This window comes from Metallosphaera sp. D4-4, from assembly GCF_046245145.1.
GTDB classification, from domain to species: Archaea; Thermoproteota; Thermoprotei_A; order Sulfolobales; family Sulfolobaceae; genus Metallosphaera; species Metallosphaera sedula.
This window is the reverse complement of record NZ_CP176412.1, coordinates 2,040,233-2,053,362: the sequence shown is the minus strand read 5'-3', so window position 1 is coordinate 2,053,362 and position 13,130 is coordinate 2,040,233. Positions and strand designations below refer to the sequence as shown.

Here is a 13,130-nt window from a genome sequence, read left to right as displayed (position 1 = left end):
GCCCCATTACTGTCTTTATGTCTGTTTCCATTTAGCTCACCGCTCAGTCTTTGTAGATCTTATAGGCAACAACTGCGGGGACTATCAAGAGCACTAGGATGTAGAATAATGGCACTAGGTTGAGCACTGTCGCATCAGTGCCAGTGACCTGTGGAGTTGACCCACCAGTGAGATTCGATACCTCGGTGGTTATTACCGGTAGCAGCACTACTCCGACGAGTATGAAGATGAATAGCCCGATCAATACGCCTATATTTGTACTTTCAGCCCGTCTTATTTTTGGTATTTTCATTTTTGGTCAGAAGGGGTTCCTTTTGCATGTTTATAAACGGCCTACTTTGTGAATTCAGAATCTGAATTTCTTTCACATTCTGCTTAATTCTTGCCCTCAACTCCCTTCCTTCTTTGCTAAGTTCGATATATCCTCTGTCCGAGAGGACCCTAAGGTGGCGGAGGACCGTCGCATATGATACTAATAATGTATGAGATATGAGTGAGGCGGATAAGACGTAATTCTCTGCCAGTAGGTCCAATATCTTCTTTCTGGTTTGTTCCGCCCTAATCTGATTTGCGTTGTAATATCTCTTCTCTTTCATATTCTTACGCCCGCTATCATCTTAATGATTTCCCAGATCAGTACGAAATTCAGTATCAATATGATGGCGTCTAGGAATGGTCCTATGACCGGAACGCTTGCTAGCAATGATACGCTGCTCGTAAACACCGAGAGGATATAGCCGATAACATCTGCGATAGTTGTGAACACCCAGATCACCCATAGAAATACGTACACTATTGGCCATAGCCATTCGAAGCTTACCGAGAACAAGGTAACTGCCGGGATAGTCATTCCCGGGAATACAACAGGTCCTATAGTTGATCCTGCGATGCTGAATTGAGGAAGTAAGGTAACTGGAGGAATGAGAGTGAGTTGCCCCCATCCCACCGCCCATGTGATATCGACTAGTTGTTGTGCTTGCAGCTCGGTTGGCTGTATTGGTATTGATGGAGCGCTCATTCCGCTGTATGCGCCTACCATCAGTGCTAACATGATATCGAATAACAGTGTCCAGATCACGAGTTTAGTCCCCATTCACCACCCCCTCCCCAAATACGAATAATCCTGCTAAGGCCCCAAACACTATGGCTATCCCCCAGAATAGTGGAAGGAAATCCATATACATCATCAACAATGTCGATAGAATCGAAACTATGATCGCGGGGATCTTTCCCGCCATTTTGTAGGTCAGTCCCATCATTGTCATTATTATAATAATTCCTATGACCGGGCCTAAGCCAGTTGATAACGCTAGTGAAATTGCATCAGTCACCGATATCACCTCCCATGAATTTGTCGCTGATTATCTTTGCTAGGTATAGCGCGATTCCGAAGATCACGATATAGAAGATCCACCATGGGATTAATCCCATGTATGCAGAGACAATAAGCCCCATTACGGTACCACCACTAGCACCACCAACACCGCCAAATTTCCAACCTAGCAAAACCACAACCGCAACAACGATTATGCCTATGATAAATGCCCATGGCTGATAGTTGTTGAAGTTGTAGAGTGAGCTGTTTGGTGAAATTGTGTTATTGAACGGTTTACTATAGTTATATGACATTGTTGATGTAGAAGTATTTGGTGGAGTGGAAGTTGTGGTTGCGTTTTGTACATTCACTACTACATATTTATTTTGAACGCCATACCAATAGAAGTTCACTATGGTCTGGGGATAGTAATTGATTGGAATAACGAAAACAGCGTAGCCAGAAGCGTTAGTATATGCGCTTGTTAGCTGGTTTAGGTTATTCAGGGTCGGTCCGGTTGTGACGACTATATTCTGATTCGGCGCTCCTGAAGTTATGTAGTAAAAGCCAGTTTCGTTTATACTCATGGATGCCCAGTTTCCCGGCACTACGTATATCGCGATACCCTCTAGCTGCGAGTAGTGCACTCCTAAATAATATGTCAGATTCCAGTAATTACTGATAAGGTTGGAATAGATTGGTTCCTCATTCACGCCGATAACCATTGAATTGCTGACATTTTGGATATACATTGTGACACCCTTCGTGATATTGATGTTGAAATGCAGATACGTAGATGCGGATCCAAGGGTTCCGTTCATCCAGAAGTAATATACTCCATTACTGAACAAGAATTCTAAAGCTACCTTAGACGGATTAGATACTGTTCCTTTGTAAGCTAAGGTGACAGCTCCATATTCTGGTGAAGCGAATAGTATCGGTGAAGATGTGTAATTTGTTGGAGGTAATGATGCTGAAGTGGTCGATTCAGCGACTCTAACGACGAACTTTTGTGCGGAGCCCAACGGAACTGCAGTAGATGGCCCGTTAACCAGAATCGTGTAATTCGATGGTCTTGATATCACATATTCTACGAAAGATATCGCTTGGGCAAAGTATTCCGCACCGTTATAGGTGTAATAGTAATCCGCCCTAACGAAGTATGTTCCCGGTTGAGGGAATGTGTACCTGAATGTTACGTTCCCAGCACTAGAATTTTGATAGACTTCTTGATTATTCCAGTAAATAATGAGTGATGTAGTCACTGAATCTATCACGATTCCATACCAATTATACTTCGTCCCTGTCTGAGTGTATGTGGGCGCACCCGTGGGGATGACGATTGAGAGGTATTCGAGATTATACCCTAGGGGAAGGACCGCACCAGAAGGGACTGAGTAGCCATACAGGAACAGAGGAGTTTGATATATGTATACCGTTGTGGTGAAAGAGAAGCTGTTTGTGAAGGACACCCCTGTGGGACACGATACGCTGAAGCTCATGGAAAGGGTTCCTTGTGCTTGTCCATTGGCATAGATCACGTTGATGAATGGAACATGTGAGCCATTCACATATGCGTTATATCCCACTGATATGTTAGTGGAAATAGAGGCAGAGAGCGATGTCACTGTATTGAGATTGATCCCGAGAAGGCTGACTTGTAACGGAATGAGGTTCGCGTACCCAACATAAAGAGAAAGGGGATACGGGAATGTGATAGCTGGTTTTTGTAGGGCTACGATTCCGTTGATGATTTGCTCCGAATACCCATAGCCTGGCCCCGCATTCGCTGCAGCTATCACGTACGCCAATCCGTTATAGTGTATCGTTCCACTGAAGGTATATGTGTAAGTGTACAACGTTCCATTGTTCCAATATACGTAAATCGTGTAACTGCCGCTATTTCCAACTACATTAAATCCAATAGTGAAACTGGAACCGGGATTCCCAACATACCAATGTGTGACATTTACTGAATTAATGTAGAGTATGAGATACCCGTAACCATATGCTACCACGACCCCTTCTACCCATGAAGGCATTTTCGCGGGCTTGTTATTTTGAATGATGGGTAAATTCGAGGGAATATTCGTTCCGAAGCCAACAGCTATGAGCCCACCATATGATGTGATATAACTCCTTGAAACTACTACATTTATGTTTGGTAAAGAATAGCTGCCAACTCCGAATGAAATATTGTCATTGGTGTATTCCGCACAAGGCAGCATTTCTATTCCGGTTCCATAAAGGTAATAGGGATAACCAAGTGGACAAGTAGAACTGGAAATTGAATAAGGAATTTGAAACAGAGCTAAGTTAACTGATACGGTTTGTGGACTCTCAGTTACGGTCGTTGTTTGCCAATTATTTATATTGAGTGGTGAAGGGCTAGTTGCAGCCTCTGCCGTGGGGAAGATAGGTATGAGTGGAAGGATTAAGAGAAACAAGATTAGTAATGATAACTCCCTTCTCATTGAGAAGGGGAAAAAGGGGAAATTTATAAAGAGCCCTTTGACTTGCCCCTGAACTTAGGGAAATACCTTGTTATTGCCTTCACCTTTGATGATTTACGGAAAGTAAATATCAAACTCAGTATAGCCAATGCCAGAGTTATTTCTGGTAGGAAGAAAATAATCGTGTGGATCACTTGAACCCATAGGGGTTGTGGTGGAGGGGTATACATATTATAACCTATAGTTCCTACTGTTGCATTAATGTTTGTGTAATTGAATGGTACTTTCGTGATGTTATAATTACTCGTGTTAGATATAGTCATCAAGAGAATAGAAAAAGAAAAGGAAAAAAGTTATTCCTTATAGTGCGGTGTATGATGGGCCGGATGGTAGCAGATAGAAGTAATAGGAATAGTCGTATTCACCATTATTAGGCCATGCATTCTCAAGCGATACGTACATCTGATTGTTGTCGCCACTATATGGGACAAGCGTTAATGTTACTGCCTGTATATCTGTGCCGGATTCGGAGCCGCTGCCGGGTCCTTCATATTGATTTATTTGGTGAAATATATTTGTGGTTTGGTATACAAACCCGAATTGGATCATGCCGCCATATAATCCCGGTATCTCGTAATAGAAGTTGCTTCCTCCTGGCGATTCCACAATACTGTAAGCTGATAGCGCGTTTTTATTTGAAAAGTTCCATGGTACGTAGACCTCATTTTGCCAGTTCTGACCATTTGGATAGTGAGCGAAAAATGTTGCCACGGCAGTGCCATTACCTAGGTTCTGCAAGAACACATCTACAACGGAGGGATATTCACCATTATATGTTGGTACATTATTAGTATAGTAATCGGAATAGATGAATTTACCATCATTGTATCCTTGTATAAACCATTCTATGCCCACAGCACTCGAAGTCGCAAAGATATTGTAACCGGCTTGTAGGAATGTGTTATTATAATTAGAGCTCCCGGTATATGTTACGGAATAGGGGCTTAACCCTACCCAAATTCCTATATCATCCGGTTGATTTAGATTATTCTGTATATAACTAATGCTTAAGTTAAGATGTATTGTTTCGGATGCTTCTATTATTGGATTATAACCACTACCTATCCCGGACCAATAGTCAGAGTATATTACCCCGGCCCAGTTATGCGAATCTGCCTGCAACACAATTTGGTTTGCCCCTATCTGCGATGCTGTAACGGCGTTGGTAGTTGGAACTAGTATTAAGAAAGAGGTTAGAAGGAGTATTCCTAACAGGTATTTGTACTTCATTGAAGGGGGGAAACTAAGAGATTTTATAAAGAGCCCAAAACGAGGCTGGTCAGGGACAAGACATCATAAACATCTACACCTAATGTTATCAACACGAATGGGAGTAACATAACCCATTTCATATGGCTTACCCTTAACTTGTCCGCTAATCTAGTAAACCAGTATATCATGACTATTAGTAGGATTTTAAGAGAGACAAGAAGGATCAACAATTGAAAGAAGGATATGCTATTCCCACCGTAATCAAATAGATAATTGATGTACATGTTAAAAACAACATTAAGATCGAAAGTAAATATATCGGTATTCTGAAGTTCAATGGGCCAACCAAACCATGATATGACCACATCTACAATGTTTCCGACGACTATGATGAGCCACATCAGTCTAAGCCTGTCCATGGGGCTCACCTAACTCACGCAGATATTATGTTTTTTACAAATATGGTCTAACGCTGCATCTACCTTGTTAAACTTTTTCGCACAGATTGGACATACGGGTTCGTGTGATGTATATCTTACGTGAAGGATGAGCGCCTTCCTACTGGAAAACGGAATGAAGCAGAGTGGGCATATATACTCTGAAACCGATTTCAGAGCAAGCTTCACGTAATAGTTGGCCGAACTGAGTAACTCAGGATTTCTTATCATCGATTTAAGCACAAGCCTCAAAATGCGCTTCTGTTCGTCGCTCAAAGAATGGTAAATAGTTAGTTCATCACTGTCAACGTGAATGGTAATAGATTTGTGATTGGATTTGCTCATCCTCCTTCACCTAGGTGCCAAATGGCACCTGATTCACCTTGTATGAAAAAATTACATACGTGTTCCAACATGTAACAAGAGATTCTACTATGAAGTCCAGATAATAGAACATGTGCTGATAGTTAGCGGGAAATAGGGAGGTAAACAATAGTAAGGCGGTAAGGAATGAAGCCTTTAGTAATATGAGTCCCTTTACTACTCCCATTTTCATGAAAATTCTCGCTATCAAATTAACTTCTTGAGCTCCTAGCTTCATTCCTAACGTTGTAGTAAATACGTCATTGGCATTCATTCCTATCATTGCTAGGATATCGATCATAACTTAACCCTCTTCGAACCAGATTTCGATTCCTGCCTTCTTTCCCTCCTTTCCTAGGTCCTGTATCCATTGGACTTGGTCGTCATTGAGCGGTATGGTCTGGAAGATTGCACCTTCAGTATCGGCATATTGCACCTTATCGATTACCGGTAGTATCTGAACGAGTATCGGAGCTAACTTTTTCGGGATTGGGAGTCCCCAGAATATCCTTAGTGTCCTTGTCTTCACAGCTTCACCGCCTCAACCCTTGCCTTTGGTACCTTCTCTTTGCTTATCTCATCCTTGACCATCTTTTCTATGGCCTTCCTTATGGCTTCGCTCCGATTGAGACGGTGGTTCATTGAGTATGCTTCCAGCATAATGAGGAGGTCCTCGTCTACTTTGAATGTGATGACCTTCATTTCGCATCACCTATCGGACCACCTTGGCTAGGAGTATCGCTATTGATTTCAATATCTCGAGGTCGATGGGTTCCTTTTGCTCCACTATTCTTCTGACTTCTATCAGTTTCTTAAGGTCCTTGATCAGTTCTAGGGTATTGCTGTAGGCGATCCACGACTTCCTCACCACATATCTCGATTCCGTGGAATCCCTAGAAACGAAAATAATGAAGGAGTCGTCGCTTTCTTCGATCCTTATTCTGAACGAGAACTCCTTTTCCTTTAGGGTTTGAGTTTGCCCCATTTTTCCACCTCTATTCTACCTCTATTCTTATTAGTATAAAAGTCTTTACACTTCTATTCTACTTCTATTCTTCTATGCCAATCCCGGAACTCCCTGCAGCTGCGGTTGAATTCCTAAGTTTCGTTATTCTGCCTCTATTTATTGCGGAAACTACCAACTATGGCGTGCCAAAAAGCTGAGCTCCTAAGTCTATTCGAATATATCGAAGAAGAATGCGAAAAGAGAGATTGTAAGCAAGTAATACAAGAGCTAAAGGAAAGGATAAGAAAGATAGCGGTATTGGAAACGATAAACCAACTCTACTGATAAAGACTAATCATTTTTTTACCTCTGATTGAGGTAAAGTCTCTCTGCACTCATACTTTAGGAGTTCTTCGATTCTACGGCGAATTGCATCCGCAACAAATTCCTGCCTACTTACATATCCCCCCTTACCTGATTCTATTAACTGATCGATTTGCTTTGCTAATTCAACTGGAATTGAAACAGTCACATATTCCTTTTTAATGGATTTTCTTGGCATACTCTATCTATCTCTTATCGAGATTAATGAACTTCCTAAGCCATTTTCTTTTTCTATTCTCTATTTTTATTCACACACACATACACACAATCCGGGAAATTCACTAGTGGGGGGGGGGGGAGTAAATACATAGTTCTCGTTATGCACGAGAATAGATGTAGTTTGTATAATCATACTTTTACCGGTCCAGTTGTTTATTCTCTTGTTTCTCTCTGTGTGTGTATGTGTGTGAATAGAAATAGAAAATAATCATTTTAGAAGCTCTTCAATGCGTCTTCTAACAGCGTCTATAATGAATTCTTGACGTGAATAATAGCCACCTTTTCCTGATTGAATGATCTGATCAATCTGTATTATGAGTTCCTCTGGTAGCTTACAACCAACCCAATTTGTTTTCTTAGCTGTTTTAGGCATGTATTCTGCTTCTATTCATGTCAATATAAAATGGTTGTTCAGAATAGAAGTAGAATAGAGGTATAAAGACTTTTATACCGATAAGAATAGAAGTAGAATAGAGGTGGAAAAGAATGAGACAAAGCACATTCGAAAAAGCAAAAATAATGTATGAAATCCTCAGATCAAGGAAAGAGATAACTGTAGACGATATCATCTTTCAGTTTGAGGTAGCTCCATCAACTGCGTATAACATAGCTCACATTCTAGAACTCTTATGTGAAAGGAGCGGTGAATGCGAAAAATCAAAAAGAACCTTCCGATGGGTTGGCGGAACTGAAACTAAAGCTGCAGAAGACACTGAAGAAGTCCAAGACCAAAAGGTCGAAGAAGACCAAGAAATAGCAAGGATACTGAACTCAAGGCCCTTGACTCCAGAGGAGGACCAACAACTAGCAGCAAGAAGAGCATACGTAAACACCAAAGGGGCAACTGCAAAATGATGTTTGAGGAAGACTGGGAAGAAGAGGAAGAAGACCCATGTTATGATATGGACTACGAGGAGTGCTGGCATGAACCAGATAACGAGGGCTGTACAATTGATGATATAATAGAAGGTTATTGTGATGATGAAGAATGACCGCTAGCGACCTTAAAGAGAAATACAAGGACAAATGGGTTTTGTCAAACATTAGAGAGGATATAGTAAGGAAGTGGCTTTCTCTTATACTCAAATTAGATGAAAACGAAATTGAGTTAAATGGAATTGGCGTATTGAGTGATAAGGAGGTCCCAGAAACTTGGGAAGGGGATCCAAGAAGGAAATACGATTTCTATATTCCTAAGTTTAGGATGTATATAGACGTAACAGGGACTGAATTCACAAAGAGAGAAAGCTATCAGAGGGCTAAGGAAGAGTTAGGATTAAACGGTAGTGTTATCGCGGTACTTGGGGTTAAGTACGCTGTCGGCTTAGTTTTGGAAGAGAAATACAATAACAGAGCCGTAATTGCTTCAGTAAATGATGAGGAGGGCGAAATAAGGTTCATTCCGATAAGGTTCCTATCCCTCTTACTCAAGAAAGGGAAGGCAAGGAGCACTAAGGAGTTCGCAAAGGGCGAGAATGAATACGTACTCATTCCATGGAAATACTGGTGGAAACCTAAGAAATTTCAAGATTGGCTCAGTATTTTCATATAAGATGAGGAATTTTTGAGTCTCTTTTTCAATTCCACACACAATTGGACATTGTCCACTTCTTATAAGTCTTCATTAAAATTATCCTTGCATGACCAAACAAATTTTACGTACGGACAAATTCTTGATAAGAGAGAATAAGGGACAGTATTATGTTTACTCCATAGAGAAGGGTGAAGGAAGGAAGGTAATCTATCGTTACGTGGGTCCTTTAGCTAAGATACTCGACTTTTACCTTAGCAGCGGGGGTGTGGGGGTATCCCCCACAGTGCGACCGCCGGGATTTGAACCCGGGATCTCTGGCTTGGGAGGCCAGCGTCCTAACCAGGCTGGACTACGGCCGCACTCTAAATATTTTTGGAGTGAGCCCGTTAATAAAGCTACAGCAGTTGATGATTTGGATTGTTCCCCCAAAAGACCAGATTTGTCATTATCACATGCCCAACAAAGAAAAGGAAGTTGCTTAATCTCACTTAATAAATTTTCAGCCCTAAAACTCCCTTATCGTGAATGACCTCACCCTGAATTGATGAACTCTCGAGCAGTCCCTCGAGAAGGTCTTTCAGGTTGTTTATTACATTTTCCGATAGCAGGTTCGGCGACATTATCTTTACCGTGTTACCGCTCTCCTGAATTGATCCATATACCTGTAAGATGGATTTGCACATTCTAATCACCCCTTCTTTGCTGTTCTGAAAGCTCTCTCTAGCAATGATTCCAAGCCTCTTTCCAAGATCTCTCCATTCACCGCTGGTCTCTGTCATGGAGAAGGGGGCTATTGTTATTGTACCCTTGTAGCTCTGAGAGATTTTTCCCAAGACTATGATGAGTTCCTTGACGCTTTCCAGGCTGACTCCACTAGACTCTATTTCAAGTGCGCTACTTAACAAATAGTTGGTATAATCATACAGGCTCATCTTCTTGGAAGATGCCAGTTCACTTAATCTAGAATGTAAATCCTTATCCATGAAACATGGGTGCCTGCTGGACTTATTCTTCTTCTCTGACATAGTTAAAAGCAGTATACAATCGTATAAAAATTTACAATCTTAATCAGTGGCTGCCCGCTCCTTTCATCGTTCAAGGAAAAATTTTCATCATAAAACTTGTAATCTGTAGGTAATTAATCACTTTATGATTTTCGCAGGCGTCGATCCTGGGACTTCCACGTATGCTGTGGCCATGGTAAATGAGTTAGGCAAGGTGATAAGTTACGCCGAGTTTCCAACTGACCAGGTTGAAAAGGACATAATGTCCATCTTGGCCTACATTCTTAGGTATAGGCCCTCACTTATCTCTTTACCCTCTGGTCATGGTCTTCCCTTCGTTCGAGCAAGGGATTTGGACGAGGATAGTATTTTCCTCATGACCCTATCTGCATCGGGCAAGGGTCCTCTTCACTCGTTTTTGAGAGCATCCAGGCATTTACCAGGGGTAACTATTCCCTCTGTTATAGAGCTATCCAGTGTTCCAAGGCACAGAAAGGTTAACATGATTGATTTGGGAACAGCAGATAAGGTGGCCTCTGCGTTTTTCTACAGGACCATGTTCAGGAATTTCGTGCTGGTGGAGGCGGGATCCAGGTTCCTCTCAGCGTTAGTGGTACTAGACGGGGTGATAGTTGACGGGCTGGGGAGCTCAATCCTGCCCGGTTCAGCTGGCTTCATGGACGGTGAGCTTGCCTATCTAATGTCGCAGAGAAGACCCTTGACGAAGAGCCAGATTTACTCAACAGGGACGTTCGAGAGGGCCGTCGAAGTGGCCAGAATGTTTGCAGATTACTATTCTAAGCACTATCACATTCCAGTGATAGTATCAGGTAAGAGAAAGGATGCAGTTCCATTCGGTCTAAAGTTTGATTTCAGGTTCAAGGAATCCGCAGTGGGATCAGCCTATATAGCCTCGGCGGTCTCAGGATACAGGTTCAGGGAACATATTGACATGCTTAATAGTGCCGGCACACCCATTGATTACGTGGAACTGGAGGGATGGGAAGAGAATATTTCCTGGATAAGGACGCTATCATAGATAGGCAGGGAAATATAGGATTCGTGTTTACAAATCAGAATCCACCGGGCTACGTGTTCGGCTACACTAAATACATTTACACTGGAAGGGGACTTTGGAGAGGATATGAGAGGGTTCTAAAGTATTATGGGATTCACAACCTTGTTGATTCCCCGCAGAAATTTTCAGTGGAGCCCTGTTATGGTGTGGAATTTCCAGTTATTTCACTCTCTCAGGTAAGGAAGCGCCTGTACCCAGAGGAAGGATTTAGGAAGATACTGTCAAATGAAAGGAAGGTAGACCTAGCCCCTCTCTTCTCCCTCCTAGATAAAATACCCAATATCCGCCTAGGTATTACGGGTTCATATCTAATTGGGATTGAACATGCAAATTCCGACGTTGATATGGTGATTTACGGATGTAAGGATGCATATGACTTCCTGAGTACGTTTCAAGGAGGTAGCCCTGACAAGGAATGGGTTGCAGATACTGTGAGAAACTACTCCCTTGAGATAGAGGAAGTGAAATCCCTGTACGACGTTAGAACGAGGGGGATTTACAGGGGCATGAAATACTCCTTCCTCTTCGTTGACGATAAACCCCATCCTTACTGCAGAGATGTATGTTTCCCTGTTAGGGAGGTTACAATTCAAGGCGAAATTCAAGGGGATTGTAGGTCCCTTTTCTACCCCGCAGTGGCAGAACTATATTCCCGCGATTATTATGAAATAGTATCATGGGAAGGAATATATTCCATGGCCCTATTTAAGGGAGGGTTAGCAAGGATAAGGGGGCTCGAGATGAACTGTTCAGGGAGGAGGGTGATACTTGTTGGCGACAGAAGGGTTAAGGGATCTATTAGAATTTTGTGAGAAGGTGGGTAGAGCACTGACTCTGTCATCGTTCGTGGAGGCTAGTGTTCCAAAGCCAGGCAATGCCGGACCCACGCAGGACATCCCTTCAGTGAAGTATAGGAGCCTTCTGGAATCTGCAATGAAATTGGAGGCATCATATCGTGATGCATGTCTGAGAGGTTATCGAAGGAAACTTCCCTTGATGGATCTGCTATATAGGGCATCAAGCAAGGATTTCGTCCTGCTGGGAACTGGAATACTATTATTGCCTCTGGCATATTCCGCTCCGTCCCTAAGTCTTGAGGGAGTAATTGCAGGAGCGTCTCAGGTAGTTCGTTCCATGGGATACGAGGATTGGAAGTGGTTTAGTCAAACGTTATCCATTATCCAACCTAGTTATTTGGGAAAGGTAGAAACCATGGACTATAGATCTGGGGATCTAGAATTTTGGAGAGTTTTGCAATGGTCTTCCATGTTTGATACGGTCTCCAGGGAACTGTTGGAGGGATATAGCAGGTCCCTCAAGGTCTTCCAGATGCTAAGGAGAAGGACTTGTGGCTCTTTCGTTCGAACAATACAACACGCTTTCATAAGGTTACTATCTGATGAGCCTGATGGATTGATTTTAAGAAAGTGGGGGAACAAAGCTGCCCTTAATGTCTCCTTGATGGCATCGAGAATACCAGATTGTCCGTCTGACGAGGAGCTAGCGAATTTCAATGAATTCTTAACTTCCCATGGGTTCAATCCAGGATCCACAGCTGATTTAATAGCCTCAGGGATTGCTCTATATGAACTGAATGAGCTCTTTAATAATGGTGTCAGGCCTTTCCTGCAGAGAGGATGTGATAGAGTCACTTAATAGACTGGGCACTAGGGTGATAGGCCTAGGGGATATTGAGTGTCCTCAGAGGATAAGGAACTTTAAGGGAATTCTAGGGGAAATGGATAGTATAACAGCAATGAAGTACATGGAGAGGAATAACCTCATGATCAGTAGGGAGGACGACTTATCGGTCGATTTCTCAACTCCCTATGTAATAGTTCACGAACCTCCCTTTGGAGTAGGTACTGGTTACATTAATGGAGTGAGCGTGGGCTCCCTCAGTTTAAGGGCAAAGATCCTAACTTACAGGCCTAGTGTGGTTTTTCATGGCCATTCGGAGGTACAGAAGGAGGTCGACTTTCAGGGTACTAGGGTAGTATCAATCGGTTTAGGTTCGTTGAGACAGTTCGTGGAATATTTTGGAAATGGACGTTATAAATTTATTACACTTTAATAAACATGAGCTCAATCAAATATCTTTTTATCAGGTATGGATTTAGACAAT

General features: G+C 42.3%; 21 protein-coding genes, 1 tRNA gene and 1 pseudogene. 8 read left to right on the top strand and 15 right to left on the bottom strand.

The features are described from left to right. Positions 1 to 43 precede the first annotated feature (43 nt). The 13 genes from ACI49J_RS11185 to ACI49J_RS11125 form a co-directional block, all read right to left on the bottom strand. Entirely contained in the window at positions 44 to 208 is a 165-nt protein-coding gene (locus ACI49J_RS11185) for a VP1/VP3 family protein (RefSeq protein ID WP_318552127.1), read from the bottom strand. A 55-nt stretch (positions 209 to 263) separates the two neighbouring features. Continuing rightward, positions 264 to 596 carry a transcriptional regulator gene (locus tag ACI49J_RS11180; RefSeq protein WP_318552128.1) on the bottom strand — a complete coding sequence of 111 codons (333 nt, stop codon included), beginning with the start codon at positions 594 to 596 and terminating at the stop codon, positions 264 to 266. Further along, complete coding sequence (locus ACI49J_RS11175; protein WP_318552129.1) at positions 593 to 1,093, bottom strand: C166 family protein; 501 nt, start codon at positions 1,091 to 1,093, stop codon at positions 593 to 595. The genes ACI49J_RS11180 and ACI49J_RS11175 overlap by 4 nt, the downstream gene beginning before the upstream one ends. After that, complete coding sequence (locus ACI49J_RS11170; protein ID WP_318552130.1) at positions 1,083 to 1,331, bottom strand: hypothetical protein; 249 nt, start codon at positions 1,329 to 1,331, stop codon at positions 1,083 to 1,085. Before ACI49J_RS11170 ends, ACI49J_RS11175 begins: the two co-directional genes overlap by 11 nt. Further along, on the bottom strand, positions 1,324 to 3,789 hold the full coding sequence (locus tag ACI49J_RS11165; protein ID WP_318552131.1) for a hypothetical protein: 2,466 nt from the start codon (positions 3,787 to 3,789) through the stop codon (positions 1,324 to 1,326). Before ACI49J_RS11165 ends, ACI49J_RS11170 begins: the two co-directional genes overlap by 8 nt. Before the next feature lie 339 nt (positions 3,790 to 4,128). Beyond that, positions 4,129 to 5,058, bottom strand: a complete 930-nt coding sequence (locus ACI49J_RS11160) for a hypothetical protein (protein ID WP_409366426.1) — start codon at positions 5,056 to 5,058, stop codon at positions 4,129 to 4,131. 23 nt (positions 5,059 to 5,081) lie between these two features. Then, entirely contained in the window at positions 5,082 to 5,459 is a 378-nt protein-coding gene (locus ACI49J_RS11155; RefSeq protein WP_318552140.1) for a hypothetical protein, read from the bottom strand. Positions 5,460 to 5,468: 9 nt separating this feature from the next. Then, positions 5,469 to 5,822, bottom strand: a complete 354-nt coding sequence (locus ACI49J_RS11150; protein WP_318552134.1) for a C2H2-type zinc finger protein — start codon at positions 5,820 to 5,822, stop codon at positions 5,469 to 5,471. Between the two features lie 10 nt (positions 5,823 to 5,832). Beyond that, complete coding sequence (locus ACI49J_RS11145) at positions 5,833 to 6,141, bottom strand: DUF5658 family protein (protein WP_318552135.1); 309 nt, start codon at positions 6,139 to 6,141, stop codon at positions 5,833 to 5,835. 3 nt (positions 6,142 to 6,144) lie between these two features. After that, positions 6,145 to 6,369 carry a hypothetical protein gene (locus ACI49J_RS11140; protein ID WP_318552136.1) on the bottom strand — a complete coding sequence of 75 codons (225 nt, stop codon included), beginning with the start codon at positions 6,367 to 6,369 and terminating at the stop codon, positions 6,145 to 6,147. Further along, a complete protein-coding gene (locus tag ACI49J_RS11135) occupies positions 6,366 to 6,542 on the bottom strand; it encodes a CopG family transcriptional regulator (RefSeq protein WP_318552137.1) in 177 nt (58 codons plus the stop codon). The genes ACI49J_RS11140 and ACI49J_RS11135 overlap by 4 nt, the downstream gene beginning before the upstream one ends. A gap of 10 nt (positions 6,543 to 6,552) precedes the next feature. Further along, on the bottom strand, positions 6,553 to 6,825 hold the full coding sequence (locus ACI49J_RS11130) for a hypothetical protein (RefSeq protein WP_318552138.1): 273 nt from the start codon (positions 6,823 to 6,825) through the stop codon (positions 6,553 to 6,555). A gap of 316 nt (positions 6,826 to 7,141) precedes the next feature. Further along, positions 7,142 to 7,348: a ribbon-helix-helix domain-containing protein gene (locus ACI49J_RS11125; RefSeq protein WP_318552139.1), complete on the bottom strand. Its 207-nt coding sequence runs from the start codon at positions 7,346 to 7,348 to the stop codon at positions 7,142 to 7,144. Between the two features lie 527 nt (positions 7,349 to 7,875). Between ACI49J_RS11125 and ACI49J_RS11120 the strand changes: the two genes are divergently transcribed. The 4 genes and pseudogenes from ACI49J_RS11120 to ACI49J_RS11105 form a co-directional block, all read left to right on the top strand. Continuing rightward, entirely contained in the window at positions 7,876 to 8,244 is a 369-nt protein-coding gene (locus ACI49J_RS11120; protein ID WP_318552145.1) for a hypothetical protein, read from the top strand. Further along, positions 8,241 to 8,381, top strand: a complete 141-nt coding sequence (locus tag ACI49J_RS11115) for a hypothetical protein (RefSeq protein ID WP_318552144.1) — start codon at positions 8,241 to 8,243, stop codon at positions 8,379 to 8,381. Before ACI49J_RS11120 ends, ACI49J_RS11115 begins: the two co-directional genes overlap by 4 nt. Continuing rightward, positions 8,378 to 8,941 carry a nuclease gene (locus tag ACI49J_RS11110; RefSeq protein WP_318552143.1) on the top strand — a complete coding sequence of 188 codons (564 nt, stop codon included), beginning with the start codon at positions 8,378 to 8,380 and terminating at the stop codon, positions 8,939 to 8,941. Before ACI49J_RS11115 ends, ACI49J_RS11110 begins: the two co-directional genes overlap by 4 nt. Before the next feature lie 88 nt (positions 8,942 to 9,029). Then, positions 9,030 to 9,179: pseudogene (locus tag ACI49J_RS11105) on the top strand (putative integrase); the annotation flags it as partial. Between the two features lie 28 nt (positions 9,180 to 9,207). Here ACI49J_RS11105 and ACI49J_RS11100 read toward each other — a convergent pair. Both ACI49J_RS11100 and ACI49J_RS11095 read right to left on the bottom strand, forming a co-directional pair. After that, a tRNA-Gly gene (locus tag ACI49J_RS11100) sits at positions 9,208 to 9,282 on the bottom strand. 129 nt (positions 9,283 to 9,411) lie between these two features. Then, the gene (locus tag ACI49J_RS11095; RefSeq protein WP_011921269.1) at positions 9,412 to 9,948 is read right to left on the bottom strand and encodes a hypothetical protein; all 537 of its coding nucleotides are present in this window, start codon (positions 9,946 to 9,948) and stop codon (positions 9,412 to 9,414) included. A gap of 124 nt (positions 9,949 to 10,072) precedes the next feature. On the opposite strand from ACI49J_RS11095, the gene ACI49J_RS11090 reads away from it, so the two are divergent. Genes ACI49J_RS11090 through ACI49J_RS11075 form a run of 4 tightly spaced genes read left to right on the top strand, consistent with a single transcriptional unit; the run spans position 10,073 to position 13,079 of the window. Beyond that, positions 10,073 to 10,966, top strand: a complete 894-nt coding sequence (locus ACI49J_RS11090) for a DUF1464 family protein (protein ID WP_240253891.1) — start codon at positions 10,073 to 10,075, stop codon at positions 10,964 to 10,966. Further along, the gene (locus ACI49J_RS11085) at positions 10,927 to 11,817 is read left to right on the top strand and encodes a hypothetical protein (RefSeq protein WP_240253898.1); all 891 of its coding nucleotides are present in this window, start codon (positions 10,927 to 10,929) and stop codon (positions 11,815 to 11,817) included. Before ACI49J_RS11090 ends, ACI49J_RS11085 begins: the two co-directional genes overlap by 40 nt. Continuing rightward, the gene (locus ACI49J_RS11080) at positions 11,777 to 12,661 is read left to right on the top strand and encodes a triphosphoribosyl-dephospho-CoA synthase (protein ID WP_342780689.1); all 885 of its coding nucleotides are present in this window, start codon (positions 11,777 to 11,779) and stop codon (positions 12,659 to 12,661) included. The genes ACI49J_RS11085 and ACI49J_RS11080 overlap by 41 nt, the downstream gene beginning before the upstream one ends. Further along, complete coding sequence (locus tag ACI49J_RS11075) at positions 12,645 to 13,079, top strand: metallophosphoesterase family protein (RefSeq protein WP_011921273.1); 435 nt, start codon at positions 12,645 to 12,647, stop codon at positions 13,077 to 13,079. The genes ACI49J_RS11080 and ACI49J_RS11075 overlap by 17 nt, the downstream gene beginning before the upstream one ends. Positions 13,080 to 13,130 lie beyond the last annotated feature (51 nt).

What these genes read in the sequence shown, in the direction of transcription:
- ACI49J_RS11180 (WP_318552128.1), bottom strand. Translation starts at nt 596, where the DNA reads ATGAAAGAGAAGAGATATTACAACGCAAATCAGATTAGGGCGGAACAA.
- ACI49J_RS11175 (WP_318552129.1), bottom strand. Translation starts at nt 1,093, where the DNA reads ATGGGGACTAAACTCGTGATCTGGACACTGTTATTCGATATCATGTTA.
- ACI49J_RS11165 (WP_318552131.1), bottom strand. Translation starts at nt 3,789, where the DNA reads ATGAGAAGGGAGTTATCATTACTAATCTTGTTTCTCTTAATCCTTCCA.
- ACI49J_RS11160 (WP_409366426.1), bottom strand. Translation starts at nt 5,058, where the DNA reads ATGAAGTACAAATACCTGTTAGGAATACTCCTTCTAACCTCTTTCTTA.
- ACI49J_RS11155 (WP_318552140.1), bottom strand. Translation starts at nt 5,459, where the DNA reads ATGGACAGGCTTAGACTGATGTGGCTCATCATAGTCGTCGGAAACATT.
- ACI49J_RS11150 (WP_318552134.1), bottom strand. Translation starts at nt 5,822, where the DNA reads ATGAGCAAATCCAATCACAAATCTATTACCATTCACGTTGACAGTGAT.
- ACI49J_RS11145 (WP_318552135.1), bottom strand. Translation starts at nt 6,141, where the DNA reads ATGATCGATATCCTAGCAATGATAGGAATGAATGCCAATGACGTATTT.
- ACI49J_RS11135 (WP_318552137.1), bottom strand. Translation starts at nt 6,542, where the DNA reads ATGAAGGTCATCACATTCAAAGTAGACGAGGACCTCCTCATTATGCTG.
- ACI49J_RS11130 (WP_318552138.1), bottom strand. Translation starts at nt 6,825, where the DNA reads ATGGGGCAAACTCAAACCCTAAAGGAAAAGGAGTTCTCGTTCAGAATA.
- ACI49J_RS11125 (WP_318552139.1), bottom strand. Translation starts at nt 7,348, where the DNA reads ATGCCAAGAAAATCCATTAAAAAGGAATATGTGACTGTTTCAATTCCA.
- ACI49J_RS11120 (WP_318552145.1), top strand. Translation starts at nt 7,876, where the DNA reads ATGAGACAAAGCACATTCGAAAAAGCAAAAATAATGTATGAAATCCTC.
- ACI49J_RS11115 (WP_318552144.1), top strand. Translation starts at nt 8,241, where the DNA reads ATGATGTTTGAGGAAGACTGGGAAGAAGAGGAAGAAGACCCATGTTAT.
- ACI49J_RS11110 (WP_318552143.1), top strand. Translation starts at nt 8,378, where the DNA reads ATGACCGCTAGCGACCTTAAAGAGAAATACAAGGACAAATGGGTTTTG.
- ACI49J_RS11095 (WP_011921269.1), bottom strand. Translation starts at nt 9,948, where the DNA reads ATGTCAGAGAAGAAGAATAAGTCCAGCAGGCACCCATGTTTCATGGAT.
- ACI49J_RS11090 (WP_240253891.1), top strand. Translation starts at nt 10,073, where the DNA reads ATGATTTTCGCAGGCGTCGATCCTGGGACTTCCACGTATGCTGTGGCC.
- ACI49J_RS11085 (WP_240253898.1), top strand. Translation starts at nt 10,927, where the DNA reads ATGGGAAGAGAATATTTCCTGGATAAGGACGCTATCATAGATAGGCAG.